This window comes from Paraburkholderia bannensis NBRC 103871 (assembly GCF_000685015.1).
Lineage (GTDB): Bacteria > Pseudomonadota > Gammaproteobacteria > Burkholderiales > Burkholderiaceae > Paraburkholderia > Paraburkholderia bannensis.
The window spans coordinates 43,552-62,071 of sequence record NZ_BAYA01000020.1; the positions used below are offsets into that span (position 1 = coordinate 43,552).

The following is an 18,520-nucleotide window of genomic DNA, read 5'->3' on the forward strand; positions in this document are numbered from 1 at the left end:
CAATTCTATGCCCACGCTTGAAGTGTATTTGCCCGCGGGCCACACCGAGTCCCGCAAAGCCGCACTCATCGGTGAGCTAACGCAAGCCACGGTCAGCGCCATCGGCGCACCAGCGGACGCCGTGCGCATTCTGCTCAGCGAGCTTGCGGCCAGCGACTACGGCATAGGCGGTCGCGCGGCTTCCGAAGGCACGCCGCCTGCGTTGCCAGTCATCATCGCGATACTGATTGCGGGCCGCACCGACGAGCAAAAGCGCGCGCTCATTCACGCGCTCTGCGAGACGGGCGCGGCCGTCCTGGATACACCCATCGACGCCACGCGCGTCATGATCAAAGACATTCCGAATACGGATTTCGGTCTTGGCGGCAAGACGGCTAAATCGCTTGGCCGTTAGCGAGCGGCAACCAGAACCGGCATTCAAGGCCGCCCGCTTCCACCGGCACGGCGCGAATCACGCCGCCATGTCGGGCGATGATGCTTTTGCAAAGTGACAGGCCAATGCCGTTTCCCGTTTCCTTCGACGATGAAAAACCGTCGAACAGACGCTCATGACCTTCCGAAATGCCGGGGCCGTTGTCGCGCACGAAGACCAACGCCTGGCCTTCGCTCAGGCACGCGCCAATGGTCAAGGTCTTTTTCTCGCCTTGCACGCCTTGCATCGCAGCGAGCGCATCGATCGCATTGAAAGCCAGATTGAGCACGACCTGGCCGATCAACACGCGCTCGCACTCGATCAAGAGCGGCTCGTCGCCTGGCTCGACATGAACGCTCACATCGGCTTCCCGCGCGCGCAACTGCACGAACCACGCGGCTTCGGAAAGGATCGCGCGCAGATCGGCAACCGCGATATTCGGGTCGCGTCGCGCCACATATTCGCGCACGCTTTTGATGATCGCGGCGGCATGCTCGGCCTGGCGATCCGCTGCGCGCAGGCCCCAGGTCACCGATTCGGGCGGCGCGGCCTGCGAAAGCCGCTGGATCGCACCCTCGACGAAATTGCGGATCGCCGCTACGGGCTGGCTCAGCTCGTGCGCAATCGCCATCGCCATTTCACCCATCGCGTTGTAGCGGCCCGCGTATTCGAGCATGCGCGCCTCTTCGCGACGCGCCTCTTCGGTTCGCACCACGTCGGTGACGTCGCGAAAGTGAATCAGCACGCCACGCAACTCTTCTTCCAGCTCAATGCGTCTGCACGTAACGCGCAGCCAGCGCTCGCCATCGGCACTGCGATAACGGCTTGGCCCGGACGGCCCGTCAGCGGGCGCCTGCGCGAGTTGCTGCACAAGGCGCGACGCTTCTTCGTCGGCGACGTGATCGACGATTGCACCTGGCGATTCATTGGCAGCGAGACCCAACAGGCGCCTGCCCGATTCGCTGATGTACTGGATCCCGGCGACGTCATTGAGCAGCGCCACGCCTTCGCTCAAGTCCTGCATGAATTCGCGCAGCCGCATTTCGTGCGCGCGCAACTTTCTTTTGATGCCTTCTTCGGCGCTGATGTCGCGAAACTGCACCATCACGACATCGCGCTCTTCCAGATGCACCGTCGTGGCAATCGCTTCGGAAAGCATGTCGTCGCCGGTGCGCGACCGGTAACACCATTCGTAGACCTGCGGGCCCTGCGTGGCCGACCGGTTCATCGCGGCAATGGCCAGTTCGCGATCGTATTTCGGCTCGGGCCGGGTCATGTCGCGCGCTTTCAGCGGAATCAATTCATCCACGCTGAACCCGAGCGCTTCGCACGCAGCCCGGTTTGCCCAGACGATGGCTTTGCTGTGCGCGTCGTGCAGCAGCACGCACAGCGTCAACGCATCGAGCAATCGGCGGAAATCGGTTTCTACCAGGGACGTCATGTGCACGGTTCTCTCAAACGAGCCACATCGCTCATGCGCAACGATAGCACCGGCTGTTTACCGGTGGAACCTGAAGATTTCTTTAGGGAGACGCAGGATTTCACCCATGTTTGCAGCCTGCGCCCCAATTGCTGGCCAATTTTGTCGTTCCTAGACTGAACTACAAATCGGACGAGTCGCTTTCCGGCAGGTAAGCAGCGCCCGCATCACAACGTCAACCACTTGCCGCCCACTCTTCAGGAGATGCTTCATGCGCGCTACCGCGACCGCTATTTCGCCACAGGCCGGCCATTTCCCGGCTTCGCTGCAAGCCTGTGCCAACGACCGCCTGACGCTGGACGAGCTTGTCGAGGTCATCGTGGCGCGCCGCGATGAGTTCGAGCGGCTCTCGCACGTACCGCGCGACGTGATCGACATGTTCAAGCGCGTGGGCATCTATCGCGCCGCCACGCCGAAGCGCTTTGGCGGCGACGCACGGCCGCCCGCCGAATTCCTGCGCATGATCGAGCGCATCGCCACCGCCGACGGCTCGGCCGCCTGGGTCGCGAGCTTCGGCTCGGCGAACATCTACCTGGCCGCGCTGCCCCTTGAAACGCAGGCGAAAATCTATGCGACGGGCCCCGACCAGGCATTCGGCGCGGGGCTTTTTCCCGTGCAGAAAGTGCAGCCAGCTGAAGGCGGCGGCTGGCTCGTCGAAGGCACGTGGAAATTCGCGAGCGGCTGCAAGGGCGCGGACTGGCTGGGCGTCGGCATCGATACCGGCGCGAACGATGGCGGCGCGCCGGGCAAGCCGCGCACCGCGGTCTTTCGCGCCTCCGATATCGAAATCGTCGAGAACTGGAGCGTCGTCGGCATGCAGGGCACCGGCAGCCACGACCTGCGCCTCAAAGGCGCGGTGGTATCGGACGAATGGACGTTCGTGCGCGGCGGCCCCGCCACCGTCGACGAGCCGCTCTATCGCTACCCGACCGTGGCCTACGCCGCCCAAGTGCTGGCCGTCGTCAACCTGGGCCTCGCACGCGCCGCGCTCGACGTCGCCAACCAGATGTCGGGCGGCCGCCGCACGACCACCGGTGCACCACAGCTTGCGGATCGCGCGTATTACCGCATCGAGCTTGCCAAAGCCGAGGCGCAACTGCGCTCCACGCGCGCGTTCTTCTACGAAGCCACAGAAAGCGTGTGGGAATCGATTGCGGCGGGCAACAGCGCGACGCCCGACCAGGTGAGCCTGCTGCGTCTGGCCGCCACCCAGACCGCACGCGAAGGCGCTGACGTCGTCATGCGCGCCTACCGGCTGGGCGGCACGATGGCGATCTACCGCACACACCCGCTCCAGCGCCTTCTGCGCGACGCGATTGTCGTCACGCAGCACGCGTTTCTTGCCGAAGGCAATTACGACGGCGCGGGCGCCGTGTTCGTCGGCGTGCCGCCGATTCCCGGTTATCTGTAAAGCGCCCGCTTTGCAGTTTCATACATTAATTCGAACTACCCAGGATCCATTCGATGAATTCCGCCAATAAATTCCCCCTGCGCGTCCTCTTTTGCTGCGGCGTCACGCAGAACTTCTTCGATCTGCCGCGCGAACAGATCAGCACCGTCTGGCAGGCATACGGCCGGATGCTGGCCGCCATCGAAGCCATGGAAGGCGTGCGCGTACTGGGCATCATGGACGACGATCGACTCGTGGTCGGCCAGTCGGACGGCGCGCCGTGGACGTTCTACATCATGGCTGACGTGGTGGACTTCGACACCGTCACCGCCGTGTGCAATCTCTATCGCACGACCACGGTCGGCGAATACAACCTCTGGCGCTACGGCAAGATCGAAGCTCGCGTTGGGCGCGAACTGGTCGTGCCGCCCGCAACGAACGCGTGAGTTCGCACCATGAGCGACACTGACGCACGTATCGCGGCACTGGAAGCGCGGCTCGCCGAACTTGAAGCGGAGCGCGCCGTGCGCCGCACGTTCACGCGCTATATGGCGCTGTGCGACGTGCCCGCCACGATGCTCGAAGGCGAATCGCTGGGCGCGCTATTCACCGACGACGCCATCTGGGAAGGCGTCGGCACACATTACGCGCAAACCTTCGGGCGCTCGCGTGGCCGCGCGCAGATTGTCGCCATGCTGTCGCGCTATTTGCCGCCCACCGCGCATTTCACGACCAATGTGCATTTCGTCACCTCCGAAACCATCGATGTGAATGGCCTGCAGGCGTGCGGGCGCTGGATCATGATGCAGGCCTCAGGTTATGTCGATGGCCATGCGGAATTGATCGGCGCGAGGCTCGTGGTCGATTTTGTGCCTTCGGCTAACGGCGTGGACTGGCAGATTGCGCATTTCCGCACGGAACGCCTTTTCGACGCGCCGTGGTCGGTCAATCCACGCGCGGCCCTTCTTCCGCCAGAGCAGGAGCTGTCAGCATGAGCACGTTGCTTCAGCAATTTTCATTGGGCGGCCACGGCGCCGCCAGTCCTACGATCGTCATCAAGGACTCAATCGACATCGCGGGTTATCGAACCACTGGTGCGAGCCGCGCATTGGCCGATGTTGCACCGGCCCGTCAGCACGCCGAGGTTGTGCAGCGCCTGCTCGACCACGGCTGGCACATTGTCGGCAAAGCCAATATGCACGAGCTGGCGTTCGGCATGACGGGCATGAATGCCTTTACCGGCACGCCGATCAATCCGCAGGACGCTACGCGCATTCCTGGCGGATCGTCCAGCGGCTCCGCAGCCGCCGTCGGTGCACGCCTGGCCGATGCCGCGCTTGGCACCGACACCGGCGGATCGATACGCGGCCCTGCTGCCTGTTGCGGCGTGATCGGGCTGAAGCCGACCTTTGGGCGCGTGTCGCGGGTTGGCGCTGCACCTGCAACCAGCACGCTGGATTGCGTCGGCCCATTTGCGCGTGAGATGCGGACGATCGTAGCGGCGATGACGGCAATCAGCCCGCAATTCGACCTTTCCATTGCCACAAGCAAAGCGAACGATACGCGCGTTGGCATCGTGCGGGCCGAAGCGCGACAAGACATTGCGCAAGCCGTCGAACTCGCCGTGCGCAACGCGGACTTTGCATTGGAACATATCGATCTGCCCGGGCTCGCCGACGCTTTCACTGCGGGTCTTTCGATTATTAATCGCGAAACGTCGGCGGCATTTGGACATCTGGTCGAAACCGGCCATCTCCAGCCCGATCTCGAAGCGAGATTACGCGCCGCGGCCAATACAAGCCATCAGGACGTCGAGAACGCCGAGCGCGTGAGAGCGCAGTTCACCCAGGCCGTCGATCATGCGCTGGAAACCGTCGACGTGCTGGTCATGCCGACACTGCCGGACTTTCCGGTCACGCTGGAGCAGGCGCGCAACGGCCCGTCGGTCATCGCGATGTCGTCGCTGATCCGGCCATTCAATTTGAGCGGCCATCCCGCGTTGAGCCTGCCGATTCCCGTGAAAAACACGACACTCAAGGCCGGCCTGCAAATCATCGGCCGACATGGCGCGGACGAACAGGTCTGCGCCGTGGCGTCCCGCATCGAAGCGGCGCTGTCCGCCTGATCGTTGCACGCACATCCTTTCTGGAGATCATCCCTATGACATCAAGAGTCGCCGTCGTGACAGGCGCAGCCCGAGGCCTGGGCGCGACTATCGCCGCAAAATTCCATGCGGCAGGCTATCGCGTCGCCCTGGCCGACCTCGCGCTCGACGCCGCGCGTGAAGTCGCCGCGTCGCTCAGCCCCGATGGATCGAGCGCTTTCGCCGTGCCGCTGGACGTGACCTCGAAGCCGGATTTCGATAGCGCCTTGAAAACCGTGGTCACGCGCTGGGGCCAGGTCGATGCGCTCATCAATAACGCAGGCGCATCGAAGGTCGTGCCCGTCATGGAAATTACCGGCGAGCAATTCGATCAGGTCATCAATGTCAATCTGAAGAGCGTGCTATTTGGCTGCCAGGTGTTCGGCCAGTATTTTGCCGACCGGGGCGAGGGCCGCATCGTCAATATCGCTTCGCTGGCGGGACAGAATGGCGGCTCGGCGACGGGCGCGCATTACGCCGCCGCGAAAGGCGGCACGCTCACGCTGACCAAAGTGTTTGCACGCGACCTGGCCGCCAAAGGCGTGACTGTCAACGCCATTTCGCCCGGCCCGCTCGACCTGCCCATCGTTCACGAGAGCGTGCCCGCGGACAAGCTCGACAAGGTCATTGCGGGGATTCCGGTGGGTCGGCTCGGCAATGCCGACTATGTCGCCGATGTGGCGATACTGCTGGCCTCAGGCCAGGCGTACTTCGCGAACGGCGCCTGCTGGGACGTGAACGGCGGCCTGTATATGCGCTAACCGCGTTGTATTTCCGGTTTTATCAGCCGCGCGATGCGGCTGATAAAACATCCCGCCCCGATCAAATCTTCTCCGCGCCGTCGTCTGGATTCCAGACGGCGACCACGTCGCGCACGAGCATCGCAATCGATTCGGCACCCAGCTTGTCCTTGATGCTCGCACGATGCACGTCCACCGTCTTGACGCTGATTTCCAGATCCGCGGCAATGCGTTTGCTGCCCTTTCCATCGATCACGCCGCGCAGCACTTCCTTCTCGCGCGCCGTCAACGACTCGATTCTCTGCCGCAATTCGCTGCGCTTCATTTCGGCGGCATGCCGCTGGCCCGCGATCTTGAGCGCGCGCTGGACGCGGTCGAGCATCTGCTGCGAGTTATAGGGCTTCTCGACGAAATCGATCGCGCCATTCTGCATCGCGCGTACCGACATGGGAATATCGCCATGCCCGCTGACGAAAATAATCGGCAGTGTGGCGCCGCGCCGGTTCAATTCGAACTGGACATCGAAACCGCTGCGCTCGGGCATGCGAACGTCGAGGATCAGGCAAGCCGGCGTCTTCGCATCGAATGCCGCGAGGAATTCCGCCGCGCTGCCAAATCCTTGCGACTGGATCCCCACCGAATCGAGCAGCCACGCAAGCGAGGTACGCATGCCGCTATCGTCGTCGACGATATAAACGACCTGAGCAGGCACCGTCATCTGCTCTCTCCACAATAAGTTAATGCCCAGAAAATGAGGCGTAGAAAGAGCCTCCTGCTATCGTGCCATCCTATCTGATCAAAATGCGCCTGGTAACCAGGTATTGCGCTTAGGTGATGAATAGCGCGCCCCGCGCGACACGCTGAAGAAATCTTTATGTCGATGCGGGCAAGCGCTTAGGGCGCGGGCATTCGTGCCGATACATTTCAAAATTCGCGTGGCCTAATCTGAACGTATCGCTCATGCTCATTTCCGGAACCGCACCATGCCCCACTCTCCTGGCAACCTCCCCACGCCCGCCGACGATGCCCGCGCCAATTTCCGGCAAGCCATGGCGCACCTGCCCGCAGCCGTCAATGTCATCACGACCGATGGCCCAGCCGGGCGCTGCGGCATCACGGCCAGCGCGGTTTGCTCCGTGACCGATACGCCGCCCACGGTGCTGGTTTGCCTGAACCGGTCGAGCGCGATGCACCCCGCTTTTGAAGGCAACCGGCGCGTCTGCATCAACGTGCTGCCCGGCGAGCATGAAGACCTTGCGAAGCATTTCGCGGGCCTCACGAAGCTGCCGATGGACGAGCGCTTTGCCTTGCCCGGCTGGGACGCTGGCGACTCCGATGTACCCGTCCTGCGCGACGCGCTAGCCAGTATCGAGGGCAATATCGTCGAGATGAAGGAAGTCGGCTCGCATTCGGTGATGTTCGTGGAAGCCACTCGCATTCGTGTGCGCAGCGACGGTGACGGGCTGGTCTATTTCAGCCGCAATTTTCATCGGATCACGCGTCCGGTGGCAGCCTGACCGCTTGACGACTGCAATGAAAAAGCGCCCATTTCGGGCGCTCTTTCGTACTATCAAGCGGGTTTGCGTATCGCGCCGTCGAATTCCGGCGCCAGTCCCAAATGATCCAGCATCGCCCCAAACGACGCCACGCGCCGATGCACATAATCGGGCACGTCGACATCGGCGTAATCGTAGAAGCCCTTGCGCGTACGCAGCCCGTCGCGGCCTTGCTCCATATTGTCGATGACGGCCTGCGCCGGTTCGAAACGCGGCGCAATTTCACGCGCAAGATAGTTCGAAGCGTAAAAGAGAATATCGCAGCCGCCCCAATCGATGAATTCGAGCAGCCCAAGCACTGCGAAACGCAGCCCAAAACCCGTGCGTATTGCCGTGTCGATATCTTCCGCGCTGGCCACGCCCTCTTCGACCATGCGCGCCGCTTCGTTCATCGCGAGCGCCTGGATACGCGGCACGATATAGCCCGCGGACGGCGCGCAAACAATGGGCCGCTTGCCGATGCGCGTCAGCAGGTCGGTTGTTAGCGCAACGGTATCGGCATGCGTGGCGTCGCTGCGGCTCACTTCAACGAGCGGAATCAAATGCGCGGGATTGAGCCAATGCGCGTTGATAATGCGCCCAGGCCGCGCGCTGATCGCCTGCAATTGCGTGACCAGGAAAGTCGAGGTAGTCGAAGCAATGACCGCGTGCTCCGCGAGTGCGCTTTCCATCCAGCGCAAGGCGTCGGCTTTCACGTCCAGCACTTCGGGCACCGCTTCAAAGACGAGCGCTGCCTCGCGCAACGCTTTCGCACCGTTCTCACGGCTCACGAATTCGATACGCTCAAGAACCCGCGCGGCCTGATCGGCAGTCAAACGCCCCAGCGCCACAAGCGACTGCAATTGCTCGCTGATTGCAGTGCGAGCCTTCTGGACAAAGACATCATGCTCCGCGTGGGAACGCACCTTGAAATCCACGAGCGTCGCCTGCAGTCCCGCGAAAGCAACGGCAAGCGCGATACCCTGGCCCATGCGGCCCGCGCCCACCATATGCACGCGCCCTATGCCCTGAGCGGCGCTCACTGGCGGACTCCGCTAGCGAGCATCGCTCGCAGCGCCGTTCGCGGCAACGACGCCATCCCGAGCGCTTCGAGCGTGCGTCCCTGCGCGTACAGATCGCGTCCCGTCACCGCGCTCGCCAGCGAGAGCAGTCCCTGCGCAACCGGCGTCGGCACGCCCGCATAACGCCCACAGGAAACGATGAAAGACAACCCGAGGCGCGTGTCCTCCAGCATGTAACGATGGCTCTGCAAATCGATCTTCTCGCGCCAGTCGCCGCTATCGGTGAGCTTGCCGTGCGCGCCGCGCCCATACATCCATTCGTCGCCTTCGCTCGCGTAGTGATCGGCGAGCGGGAAATGCGGCGCGCCGTAACCAAGCGCTTCGCGCACCGCCATGCGCTCGGCGTCCAGCGCATTGGTCACGCGCCGGATCGACGGCTGCGTGCCTTCGTTATGGATATCCCAGCTTTCGAAGTGTTCGAGCGGCCCCGCATTCATCAGAATGAGCGGCGGGTGGATGACCGGGCCCGCATTCATCAATGCGCCGGACAGCGCATCCTCGATGCGCTCGACCGCTGGATAGGCGCTTTCGAGAATCTCGAAGGCCCAGTCTCCAGCGTCGGCGGGAAAGACGCCCGTCGGCAGACGCGTTGCATAAGCACTGATCACGACGCGATTCGCACCGTGCGTGCGCACGAGATACGGCAGCGTGCCTGTTTCGGCGACTGCCACCCGGCTGCGATTACCCGCGGCGGCAAGCGCATCGGCGAATATCATGCTACCGAACGTGCCGGGCGGCAAATAGACGACTTGTCCGTCTTTCAACAGCGGTGCGAGTTGCGCGGCGAGCGGTTCATGCGTGATAGCAGGCAGTGGAATGACGATCAATTGCGCCCCGTCCACGGCGTGTGCGATATCGTCCACCACCTCAATCGCCCCGGCTTGACGCTGCCCGGCAAGCGGCACGCGACGCGTACCACGCCAGTCCTGCACCTCCAGTGCGCCAAGCGTGCGCAGCTTTTGCGCCGCATCGCGATCGCGCCGCCACCAGCTCACTTCGTGCCCTTTTTCCAGCATGTCGATAGCAGCCGCATGGCATCCGTGTCCACCACCCAGAACGCAGACCTTCATTCCCACTTCTCCTGTTTTGCGCATTCAGCGCCCGTGTTGCGTGAATCGGACGCGCGAATCGCTCGACCGCAAATCGGGTTGTCGAATTCGCGCGCTGACTGGAATGAAATTACGCGCGGGGCGCTGCCCTGTCGCTTCAATTCGCGCAAGTCCGCTACGAATCCGGCAAGCCCTGGTTGCGGGCGCTTTTTTTCTCGCCGATCATGGCACTGACGAGCACGACAGACGCACGACGAATCGAAGAGACCGGCTTATGACTCCCGCGATATCCCGCATGAACCCCAACCTGCTGCACGCCACGCACGCGCGCGCCGATATTGAGCGCACCGTCGCGCGTCTGCTCGGCCCGCACATCATGCAGGCGCAGGGACGCGAACCGCTCAATGCAGAGCTTTACGACGTCGCGCTGGCACACGGCGGACTGGCGGAACTTAGCTATGGGCGGGCGACGCGCATCGATTTCGCGGGCAACGACACGCAATTCCTGTTTCGTCTCACGCTTGCGGGCGCCTGCGAATTGAGCTCGGGCCGTGAGCACGCAGCCGTCACGCAGGGCGCGATCAGCGTTTCGTCGCCCGCGCGCGCGAGCCGCATCGAAACCAGCAACGACTGCCGCAGCCTGCTGCTGCGCATCGAGCGCCACGCCCTCGAATACAAGCTCGCGGAACTGCTGCAAGCGACGCCGCGCGCGCCGCTGCGCTTTGCGATGAGCGTCGACGCCACCCATCGCGGCGCGGCCGTCGTACGAGAAACGCTGGGGCACCTGCATCGGCTGCATGGGCAATGCGATGGCGCGAACGCCGCCACGCTTTTCGGCAGCGATCTCACGCAGTGGCTCATGACCATGTTGCTCACGCAACTTCCGCATACGTACAGTGACGCGCTTCTGCGCAGCGACACGCGCACACCGCTGCCCGTGCACGTACGCCGCGCTCGCGACCATATCGACGCCCACCTCGACACGCCGCTCACGCTTGCCGTTCTCGCCCGCGTGGCGGGCGTCTCGCCTCGCACCCTGCAGAACGGCTTCGCGCAGTTCGTGGGCATGTCGCCCGCGGTCTATGTGCGCGAACGGCGGCTTGACGCGGTGCATGCCGCCCTCACGCGCGATCCGCGAGCCAGCGTCGCGCAAACGATGCTTGCTTGCGGCGTCCAGAGCTTCGGCCACTTCACCAGGGCTTATGTGCGCCGCTACGGCCACGCGCCTTCGGTCACACGCGGACGGCCAGCATGAGTCACGCTCTCAACGACGCTACGCCTGCATTGGGCGCGGCGGGTGTTTCACCCGCCCATCCTGCGGCGCTGCGCGTGCAGGATCTCGATCTCAACCTGCTGAAGACGTTTCGCGCGGTGTATCAGGAGAAGCACGTGGGACGCGCTGCGCTGAGCCTGGGCGTCACGCAGCCTTCCGTGAGTTACGGACTCGGTCGCCTGCGCCTGATGTTTCGCGACGCCCTGTTTGTCCGCACCGGCCTGGGCGTGGAGCCGACACCGCGCGCGCGGCGTCTCGCGGCTTCGGTCGACAAGGCGCTCGCGATTCTTCAGGACGTGCTCGACGATGGCGCGAGCTTCACGCCCGAGACCACCCAGCGCGTGTTTCGCCTGCATATGAACGATTTCGCAGCCAGCGCCTGCTTGCCGACCTTGCTGGGCGCGCTCGACGCGCGTGCGCCGGGCGCGGTCGTGGAGACGCTCCATCTGGACGAGCAACAGCTCAATATCGCGCTGGAAGCCGGCAAGATCGATTTCGCCATCGGCCACTTCAATCAGGCATCCGAACATTTTCAGCGCACCGAGCTATTGAGCGAGCGCTGTGTGCTGATTCTTTCGGAAGCCGCGAACCGTCGGCTTGGGCTCGCGGATGACTTCGTGCTCGACTCACGCGCGCCTGCTGGCTTGCGCCTTGTTGCCGTGATGTCGCATCCTCAATCGATGACGCTGCTGGAGCGGCACGAATTGACCCCGCGCGTGCGTGCGTCGCTGCCCGACTTTCTCGTGCTGCCCTCGCTGCTACAGGGCGCGGATTACGCGGCCATCGTGCCGCGCACCATTGCGCTGAGTTTTGCCGCGCAGCACCCCTGTGCGATCCACGAAATCGCCGACGCTCAAAGGTGGAGCGTGAACGCCTACTGGCACCGGCGCTTCGACGTCGATCCGGGCCATCGCTGGCTGCGCGCGTTGCTGGTCGAATTGTTTGGCATTGGCGAGCGCGAACCATTCGATACGTGGCTCGCATCGCCATGTCTCGATGCAAGCGAAGTTGGCGATGCAAGCGATCTGGACGACTAGAACGATGCGTGGCTGCCGTTATGTATCGTCGCGGCACCCGGACAGAGCACGGTGGAATCTGCGTTACCCTCGCAGATTCTGTAGCTCTTGAGCGACACGCACAATTACGCTTGCCCAGTCGCCGCGTTCACGTTGTCGAAATACACGTGCGCGCGGATACCAGGGAGAATCGTCCCGATCATAAAGCCAGCGCCAGCAACCGTCGAAGCGGGACAATATCCACACGGGCTTGTTGAGTGCTCCAGCAACGTGCGCAACCGAAGAATCGACAGTAATCACCAGATCGAGCGACGCGATGATGGACGCCGTATCGAGGAAGTCCGCGACAAGTCCCATTGGATCGTAGGGGCGCAAGTCTGCCGGTAGATTGAAAATCTGTTGCCGTGCTATCTCCCCTTTCTGAAGACTCACGAACGTCACATCAGGAACGCGAAGAATCGGCAAGAATGAATCAACCGATACCGACCGTCGGCTATCCATCGTGCGCGCCGCAGCGGTATTGCGTCGAGGGTCGCCAGCCCAGACGAGGCCAACGCGCAGCCTTCCACGAGGCAAACGCTCACGCCACCATGAAATTCGTTCGGCATCGGCGCGCAGATAGGGCGTCGAACCAGGAATTGTCTCCAACGTCGAGCCGAAGCGATGGGGAAGGCTCATGACATGGCACCAGTAGTCATGGCGTTGAATCGTGCCATTGCCGTCTAGCGCATAAACGGCGTCCACATCCTGAAGGCTCTTGAACAGACGCTGGAGTTCGGGCTGACACGCGATTGACACGCGCTCTGCGCCCCGACTTTTTAACCTCGACGCGTAACGGCAAAACTGAATGGTGTCGCCGAATCCCTGCTCGGGCCAGACAAGGATCGATTTCCCGTCAAGCGATTCACCGTGCCACATAGGCCAGACGGCAGGCGGCGCAACGGTGATGTGAGCGCCTATCGCTGGATCGTATCTCGATTCATAGAGTGACCAGCCTTCCTCGTACTCACCCAGCGCAAATAGCGCGTGCGAAAGATTCAGCTTTGCCTCTGCAAAATCCGGGCTGATCGCCAACGCCTGACGATATGCCTGAATTGCCTCTCCTGGCTTTCCCTGATGGGCCAACACTCTACCGAGGTTACTCAGCATCTGATGAGAGTTTTCATTGCTTGCCAACCCACTTCGAAGAACGGATTCAGCCTCTGGAAGCTTGTCTAAATTGGTGAGCAATACTCCCAGGTTATTCTTTGCCTGGTAAAAATCGGGATTGAGGTGGATCGCTTCCCGATAATGCTCCCCAGCTTCCTCCATTCGATTTGTCTCGCACAGAAGCAACCCCAACGCGTTCTGGACGGATTCGTCGCCGGGAAATTGCACCAGCGCCTGACGCAATATCGATTCCGCTTCTGGATTACACGATCGTTTTTGTAGAGTCGAACTCAACGCGATCTTCGCTTGTGGCCAACCAGGCTCGATCTCTGTCACCTTCCGGAATGCAGTTTCAGCTAGTTCGAACTCCTGGCGGCCATAGTGGTCGCGACCAAGCTTGTACAAGGACATCGCATCCTGGTTGACCCGGCGAGCAGGTTCTTGAGCCGGTTGATTCATTGTTCAATACTCCACAGTCAGCGCTTTTCGTAAGAGAAATTCGATAAGCGATGCTGACTGGCATTCAAACAAAGCAACATCAGATTCGTCCGAATTGGTGCGCGAGCGTATCGTTCAAACCATCGCAGCTGTAGGGCTCGGCTTGCGCGGCCAACGTGCCGCGCACCATTGCGATGACGACTAGAACGACACAAGCATGCCCGCCACGAGCGAACTCGCGGTCGCGCCTGCCCTCGCAACCGCCACACCGCCGCCGCCCGCGCCGTTGATCGTGAACGACGCGTGGCTGCCGTTACGCACCATCGCCGCCCCTGTATAGAGCACGGTACGCTTGGACAGCGGATAGTCCAGGCGCAGCGCGTACGAATCTGCATTGCCGTCGCTGTCGCCAGTCTTGCGATAGTGACCGTAGCTAGCGAGCAGCTTCGCGCGCCCGATCGGCACCGTGGCGTCGATTTCATAGACGTCGTGATGCGGGTACGCGCTCAGCGAATCGACGGCCATCTGCACGTCAGGGCCGCCGCGATGCCGCAGATACAGGCCTGCGAGCTTGGCCCAGCCAAAGTCGTAAGATGCACCCGCGACGAAATAATTGCCCTGCGCCGTGGGGCTTTGCGTAGTGAGGGACGCCGCCGTGACCGGGCTGAACTTCTGCTCCATCCACGCGATATCGAACGACAGCGGGCCGCGCGCGTAATTGAGCCCCGCGCCATAGCTGTCGCCTAGCGTCGCTGGCTGGCCGCTCGCGCCATTTGCGCCCCGTGCGGCAATACCCCGCAACATGAAGCCGTTCCATTGCGCCGAGGTCAACCGCACGGCATTGTGCACGCGCAGATAAGCGGGCCCGACAAAGTTATTCGTAGCGTTGCCCCATTCGAGACCCGCGCCATAGCCAGGCAAGGCATAGGTCACCAGCACCGTGTGCAGGATCGTATAAAGCTCGCCCAGCTGCACGCCGCCGTATGGGCTCGTGAGACCCACCCATGCTTCGCGGCCGAACATCGCCCCGTTGTTCGAGAAAGCGCCATTCGCCGAGTTAAACCCGTTCTCAAGCTTGAAGATCGCGGCATATCCGCCACCCAGGTCTTCGATCCCCTTCATGCCCCATTCAGTCGCGAAGAGATTGCCGCTGCCCATGCGCGCAACGTGGTTCGGGCCGAAGTTCGTGTATTCGAGCGAGGTATCGATGCGGCCATACAAGGTGATGCTCGATTGCGCGAAAGCGATAGCGGGAAAAATCAGTGCGGCGCCGCATGCCGCACGTGCAACGCGTTGGAGAGAGTGAGGTTTCATCTGTGTCTTTATTGAATGACCCGAAATCCGCGCCGCCATGCAGGCCGGCATTTATCTTGATTGCGTAGCGAGTCTAGGAACACCAATTTTCGAGGTCGATTAAACGCTCTCTATAACGCTTATAGACGGCATGCACCGATTGCCGCGAATCCTTTCCTCACAAGCCGTTGCCCGTGTTTCATCCAGGCGCATATGGGTGTTTTCTTTACCCTGCCGAGGGAAATTCACTATCGTCGGGGCGGCACTCCCCATTTGTAATGGGTTTTTGGCTGGATACATTGAATTCGTTTGTCTACGTGGTTTGTCTTTTTCGTTTGTCTGTCCCGTTCGCGTGCCACAGCGCACCGGACGCCTCAATGTCCCCTTGGAGAATTCGTATGAACACCAATGCGGCCGCCGCCCGGCCCGGCCGACGCGACGCCTACGCGTGGTATGTCGTGATCGTCTGCATGCTCGCGTATGTGTTTTCCTTTATCGATCGCCAGGTGCTCGTGCTCATGATCGAGCCGATCAAGCGCGACCTGATGCTTAGCGATACGCAGTTCAGCCTGCTTAGCGGCTTTGCGTTCTCCTTGTTCTACGCATTCATGGGACTGCCGATTGCGTTTCTCGCCGACCGGTACGCGCGCCCGCGCCTGATCTCCGTGGGTATTGCGATCTGGAGCGTCGCGACCGCAGCGTGCGGCGTCAGCCAGAACTTCGTGCAGATGTTCGTTTCGCGCATGGCCGTGGGTGTCGGCGAGGCAGCGCTTTCACCGGCCGCTTATTCAATGCTTGCGGACTATTTCTCCAAAGAGAAATTAGGGCGCGCGATTGCCGTGTACTCGCTCGGATCGTTTATCGGCGGCGGCGTGGCATTTCTTGTCGGCGGCTATGTGATTGCACTGCTCAAGCACGCATCGGCGTTTGCCGTGCCGCTGTTCGGGCAGATTCATCCGTGGCAGATGACGTTCTTTATCGTCGGTTTGCCTGGGCTTGTCGTCGCGCTGCTGGTGCTGCTGACCGTACGCGATCCGCAACGTAAAGGACTTGCGCAGGACGGCGGCGGCCGTGCCGCGCGCATGACAACCGCCGACGCCCTGCGCTTTGTGTTTCGTCACCGTGCTACGTTTGGTTGCCACTATTTCGGCTTCTCGTTCTACGCGATGACCCTGTTCTCGCTGATGAGCTGGACGCCTGCTTTTTATATCCGCCATTTCGGCTTGACGCCGGTGCAGGCGGGTTACACGCTCGGCACCGTGCTGCTGGTTGCGAATACTGCTGGCGTGTTCTGTGGCGGCTGGTTCAATGACTGGCTGCTGCGTCGCGGCTATCAGGACGCGCCAATGCGCGCGAGTTGCATCGGCGCTGCATGCATGCTCGTACCCGCTGCACTGTTCACGCAGGTTCCCAGCCTGAATGGCTCGCTTGCCGTGCTGGTCGTCGCGATGTTCTTCGCCTCGTTTCCGATGCCCACTTCGACCGCTGCCATGCAGACGCTCGCGCCAAATCAACTTCGTGCGCAGATTTCCGCGCTATTTCTGCTCGTCCAGAACCTGCTCGCACTGGGGCTGGGCACTACGATTGTGGCGCTGTTCACGGACAAGGTGTTTGCTTCGCCGCTTGCCGTTGGGCATTCGGTGTCGATCGTGAATGGCTGTGCGGCGTCGTTGGCGGTCGTGTTGCTGGGCGCAGGCTGCCGGCATTACCGGGAATCGCTGGTGCGTGAACAGACTGGAAGCGATAGTGCCGGGAATCGCGCAATAGACACGTCGAAGCTCGGTGCAATTACGCAGTGACTTGACGATGCAACAGGAAAAAACGCCGTCGAAAGACGGCGTTTTTTTATGCTTCGTAACACGGGTTGAAAATGGAAAAGCCTGCTGACCGCGCAATTCGTTCAGCAGGCTCATTACCGTGATTACATCGACGACTACCAGGAAGACGGGCACGCCGTCCTCCTGTCAAGCATCACACCGTCGCGGCGGCGCGCAGGCGATTCACGATCTGGTTGTCCTTGCCCTGCACTAGCGACGTGAGCGCAACGTTGAATTCGATCGACTTGTATGCATCGTCCTTCAGGCCCAGCGCCGCGCCGCCGGTTTTCTCGACGACATTCGGAATCAGTTCTTCACGCGTGGCATAGGCAAAATCGTCCCAGATAAGCGGGTCGCCTTCGATATTGAACTGCGTGGTGAGCTTGCGATGGTCGTCGCTCGTGACGAAAACGTGCACGTGTGCGGGACGGTTGCCGTGGCGGCCCAGGCCGTTGAGCAGATGCTGCGTCGAGCCGTGCGGCGGGCAGCCGTAGCCCACCGGCATGAGCGTGCGGAACTCGTACTTGCCGTCCGCGCCGGTCTTGACTGCGCCACGCAGGTTGAAATCGGTTTGCGCGCCCGTCGGGTCGAAATGCGAGTAGAAGCCTTTCGAGTTCGCGTGCCAGCATTCCACTACGGCATTCGCGACAGGCTCGCCATCCGGGCCGGTCACCGTGCCGTGGATCACGAGCGGGCCAGCGTCCGCATCGGCATTAATGTCGATTTTCGCAAGACCTTCGCACACAGGTGCGCCTGCCACATAGAGCGGGCCTTCGATCGTGCGCGGCGTGCCGCCGTCCAGACCAACGGCCTTGTCCTGCGCGTCCATGCGGATATCGAGGTACTTCTCCAAACCCAGGCCTGCCGCGAGCAGCGCCGCTTCACCATCCTGGCCCAGCTTGTTCAGGTAGTTCACGCCTGCCCACACTTCGTCGGGCGTGATGTCGAGATCGTCGATGGCCTTGAACAGGTCGCCAAGCAGGCGATGCACGACCTGCTGGAAGCGGGCGTTGCCGTTGCCGCCGTTGAGATTCGCTGCGGCCTTCAGCAGCTCCTGAACTTCTTTCGTTTCGAATACCTTGACGCTCATGTTTGATGTCTCCACTCGTGTATTTGGGGGAACAGCAACCTGCTTTCAGGCGTCGTCGTCGCGAACCGACGACGGATGGCGACACAGCGGCGTCACCGAAATCTTCATGTACGGGAACAACGGCAAGGCCGTGAGAATCTCGTGCAGTTCCGTGTTGCTCTCGACATCGAAAATGCTGTAATTCGCGTATTCGCCGACCAGTCGCCAGATATGGCGCCACTTGCCGCTGCGTTGAAGTTCCTGCGAATAGGCCTTTTCGCGCAACTTGATCTCGCTGGCGACTTCGGCGGGCATATCCGCGGGGATATTCACATCCATGCGTACGTGGAAAAGCATTGTGTGCGTCCTGTTACGTGATTCGGGTTTACTTCGTGACTTTCTTCAGGCCGTCGCGCGTGAAGCGCTCGACCTTCGCTTCGTCCAGTTCGATGCCCAGGCCGGGGCCATCCGGCACGGTCAGCGCGAAATCGCTGTAATCGAGCGGCTTCGTCAGGATCTCTTCGGTGATCAGGAGCGGGCCAAACAGTTCGGTGCCCCATTGCAGGTTCGCGAAGCTCGCGAACAGATGCGCCGATGCCGCCGTGCTGAATGCGCCTTCCAGCATCGTGCCGCC

19 protein-coding genes are annotated in these 18,520 nt (G+C 61.8%); 10 read left to right on the forward strand and 9 right to left on the reverse strand.

Going from position 1 to position 18,520, the window contains the following annotated elements; translation table 11 throughout:
• Nucleotides 1-7 precede the first annotated feature (7 nt).
• A complete protein-coding gene (locus BBA01S_RS26935; protein WP_027819162.1) occupies nt 8-394 on the forward strand; it encodes a tautomerase family protein in 387 nt (128 codons plus the stop codon).
• Here BBA01S_RS26935 and BBA01S_RS26940 read toward each other — a convergent pair.
• Nucleotides 375-1,853, reverse strand: coding sequence for a PAS domain-containing sensor histidine kinase (locus BBA01S_RS26940; protein WP_027819163.1), 1,479 nt, complete (start codon nt 1,851-1,853; stop codon nt 375-377). The two genes, BBA01S_RS26935 and BBA01S_RS26940, sit on opposite strands and share 20 nt — an antisense overlap.
• A 250-nt stretch (nt 1,854-2,103) precedes the next feature.
• Between BBA01S_RS26940 and BBA01S_RS26945 the strand changes: the two genes are divergently transcribed.
• Genes BBA01S_RS26945 through BBA01S_RS26965 form a run of 5 tightly spaced genes read left to right on the forward strand, consistent with a single transcriptional unit; the run spans nt 2,104 to nt 6,186 of the window.
• Nucleotides 2,104-3,303 carry an acyl-CoA dehydrogenase family protein gene (locus BBA01S_RS26945; RefSeq protein ID WP_027819164.1) on the forward strand — a complete coding sequence of 400 codons (1,200 nt, stop codon included), beginning with the start codon at nt 2,104-2,106 and terminating at the stop codon, nt 3,301-3,303.
• Between the two features lie 53 nt (nt 3,304-3,356).
• Nucleotides 3,357-3,728 (forward strand): hypothetical protein, encoded by a 372-nt coding sequence (locus tag BBA01S_RS26950; protein ID WP_027819165.1) that lies wholly within the window; start codon nt 3,357-3,359, stop codon nt 3,726-3,728.
• 9 nt (nt 3,729-3,737) lie between these two features.
• Entirely contained in the window at nt 3,738-4,277 is a 540-nt protein-coding gene (locus BBA01S_RS26955; RefSeq protein ID WP_027819166.1) for a nuclear transport factor 2 family protein, read from the forward strand.
• Nucleotides 4,274-5,407: an amidase gene (locus tag BBA01S_RS26960; protein WP_027819167.1), complete on the forward strand. Its 1,134-nt coding sequence runs from the start codon at nt 4,274-4,276 to the stop codon at nt 5,405-5,407. The genes BBA01S_RS26955 and BBA01S_RS26960 overlap by 4 nt, the downstream gene beginning before the upstream one ends.
• 35 nt (nt 5,408-5,442) lie before the next feature.
• Nucleotides 5,443-6,186, forward strand: a complete 744-nt coding sequence (locus tag BBA01S_RS26965) for an SDR family NAD(P)-dependent oxidoreductase (RefSeq protein ID WP_027819168.1) — start codon at nt 5,443-5,445, stop codon at nt 6,184-6,186.
• Nucleotides 6,187-6,247: 61 nt separating this feature from the next.
• On the opposite strand, the gene BBA01S_RS26970 is transcribed toward BBA01S_RS26965, so the two are convergent.
• Entirely contained in the window at nt 6,248-6,883 is a 636-nt protein-coding gene (locus tag BBA01S_RS26970) for a response regulator transcription factor (RefSeq protein WP_027819169.1), read from the reverse strand.
• Between the two features lie 265 nt (nt 6,884-7,148).
• On the opposite strand from BBA01S_RS26970, the gene hpaC reads away from it, so the two are divergent.
• Nucleotides 7,149-7,682, forward strand: a complete 534-nt coding sequence (gene hpaC, locus BBA01S_RS26975) for a 4-hydroxyphenylacetate 3-monooxygenase, reductase component (RefSeq protein ID WP_027819170.1) — start codon at nt 7,149-7,151, stop codon at nt 7,680-7,682.
• Nucleotides 7,683-7,735: 53 nt separating this feature from the next.
• Here the strand turns inward: hpaC and BBA01S_RS26980 are convergent, their stop codons facing one another.
• Together BBA01S_RS26980 and BBA01S_RS26985 are read right to left on the reverse strand one after the other, a co-directional pair.
• Nucleotides 7,736-8,743, reverse strand: coding sequence for a 3-hydroxybutyryl-CoA dehydrogenase (locus tag BBA01S_RS26980; RefSeq protein WP_027819171.1), 1,008 nt, complete (start codon nt 8,741-8,743; stop codon nt 7,736-7,738).
• Nucleotides 8,740-9,852 (reverse strand): NAD/NADP-dependent octopine/nopaline dehydrogenase family protein, encoded by a 1,113-nt coding sequence (locus BBA01S_RS26985; protein ID WP_027819172.1) that lies wholly within the window; start codon nt 9,850-9,852, stop codon nt 8,740-8,742. Before BBA01S_RS26985 ends, BBA01S_RS26980 begins: the two co-directional genes overlap by 4 nt.
• A 253-nt stretch (nt 9,853-10,105) precedes the next feature.
• On the opposite strand from BBA01S_RS26985, the gene BBA01S_RS26990 reads away from it, so the two are divergent.
• Nucleotides 10,106-11,086, forward strand: a complete 981-nt coding sequence (locus tag BBA01S_RS26990) for an AraC-like ligand-binding domain-containing protein (RefSeq protein WP_027819173.1) — start codon at nt 10,106-10,108, stop codon at nt 11,084-11,086.
• Nucleotides 11,083-12,141, forward strand: a complete 1,059-nt coding sequence (locus tag BBA01S_RS26995) for a LysR family transcriptional regulator (RefSeq protein ID WP_052391909.1) — start codon at nt 11,083-11,085, stop codon at nt 12,139-12,141. The genes BBA01S_RS26990 and BBA01S_RS26995 overlap by 4 nt, the downstream gene beginning before the upstream one ends.
• Before the next feature lie 63 nt (nt 12,142-12,204).
• On the opposite strand, the gene BBA01S_RS42955 is transcribed toward BBA01S_RS26995, so the two are convergent.
• Nucleotides 12,205-13,728: a tetratricopeptide repeat protein gene (locus BBA01S_RS42955; RefSeq protein ID WP_042297968.1), complete on the reverse strand. Its 1,524-nt coding sequence runs from the start codon at nt 13,726-13,728 to the stop codon at nt 12,205-12,207.
• Nucleotides 13,729-13,908: 180 nt separating this feature from the next.
• On the reverse strand, nt 13,909-15,021 hold the full coding sequence (locus BBA01S_RS27010) for a porin (protein ID WP_027819175.1): 1,113 nt from the start codon (nt 15,019-15,021) through the stop codon (nt 13,909-13,911).
• 377 nt (nt 15,022-15,398) lie between these two features.
• Between BBA01S_RS27010 and BBA01S_RS27015 the strand changes: the two genes are divergently transcribed.
• The gene (locus BBA01S_RS27015) at nt 15,399-16,799 is read left to right on the forward strand and encodes a spinster family MFS transporter (RefSeq protein ID WP_027819176.1); all 1,401 of its coding nucleotides are present in this window, start codon (nt 15,399-15,401) and stop codon (nt 16,797-16,799) included.
• Nucleotides 16,800-16,971: 172 nt separating this feature from the next.
• On the opposite strand, the gene catA is transcribed toward BBA01S_RS27015, so the two are convergent.
• From catA to BBA01S_RS27030, 3 genes are all read right to left on the reverse strand, one after another.
• On the reverse strand, nt 16,972-17,907 hold the full coding sequence (gene catA / locus BBA01S_RS27020; protein ID WP_027819177.1) for a catechol 1,2-dioxygenase: 936 nt from the start codon (nt 17,905-17,907) through the stop codon (nt 16,972-16,974).
• A 45-nt stretch (nt 17,908-17,952) separates the two neighbouring features.
• Entirely contained in the window at nt 17,953-18,243 is a 291-nt protein-coding gene (gene catC, locus BBA01S_RS27025; RefSeq protein ID WP_027819178.1) for a muconolactone Delta-isomerase, read from the reverse strand.
• Between the two features lie 28 nt (nt 18,244-18,271).
• Nucleotides 18,272-18,520, reverse strand: a 249-nt coding sequence (locus BBA01S_RS27030) for an enolase C-terminal domain-like protein (RefSeq protein WP_027819179.1), incomplete at its 5' end; no start/stop codon positions are given.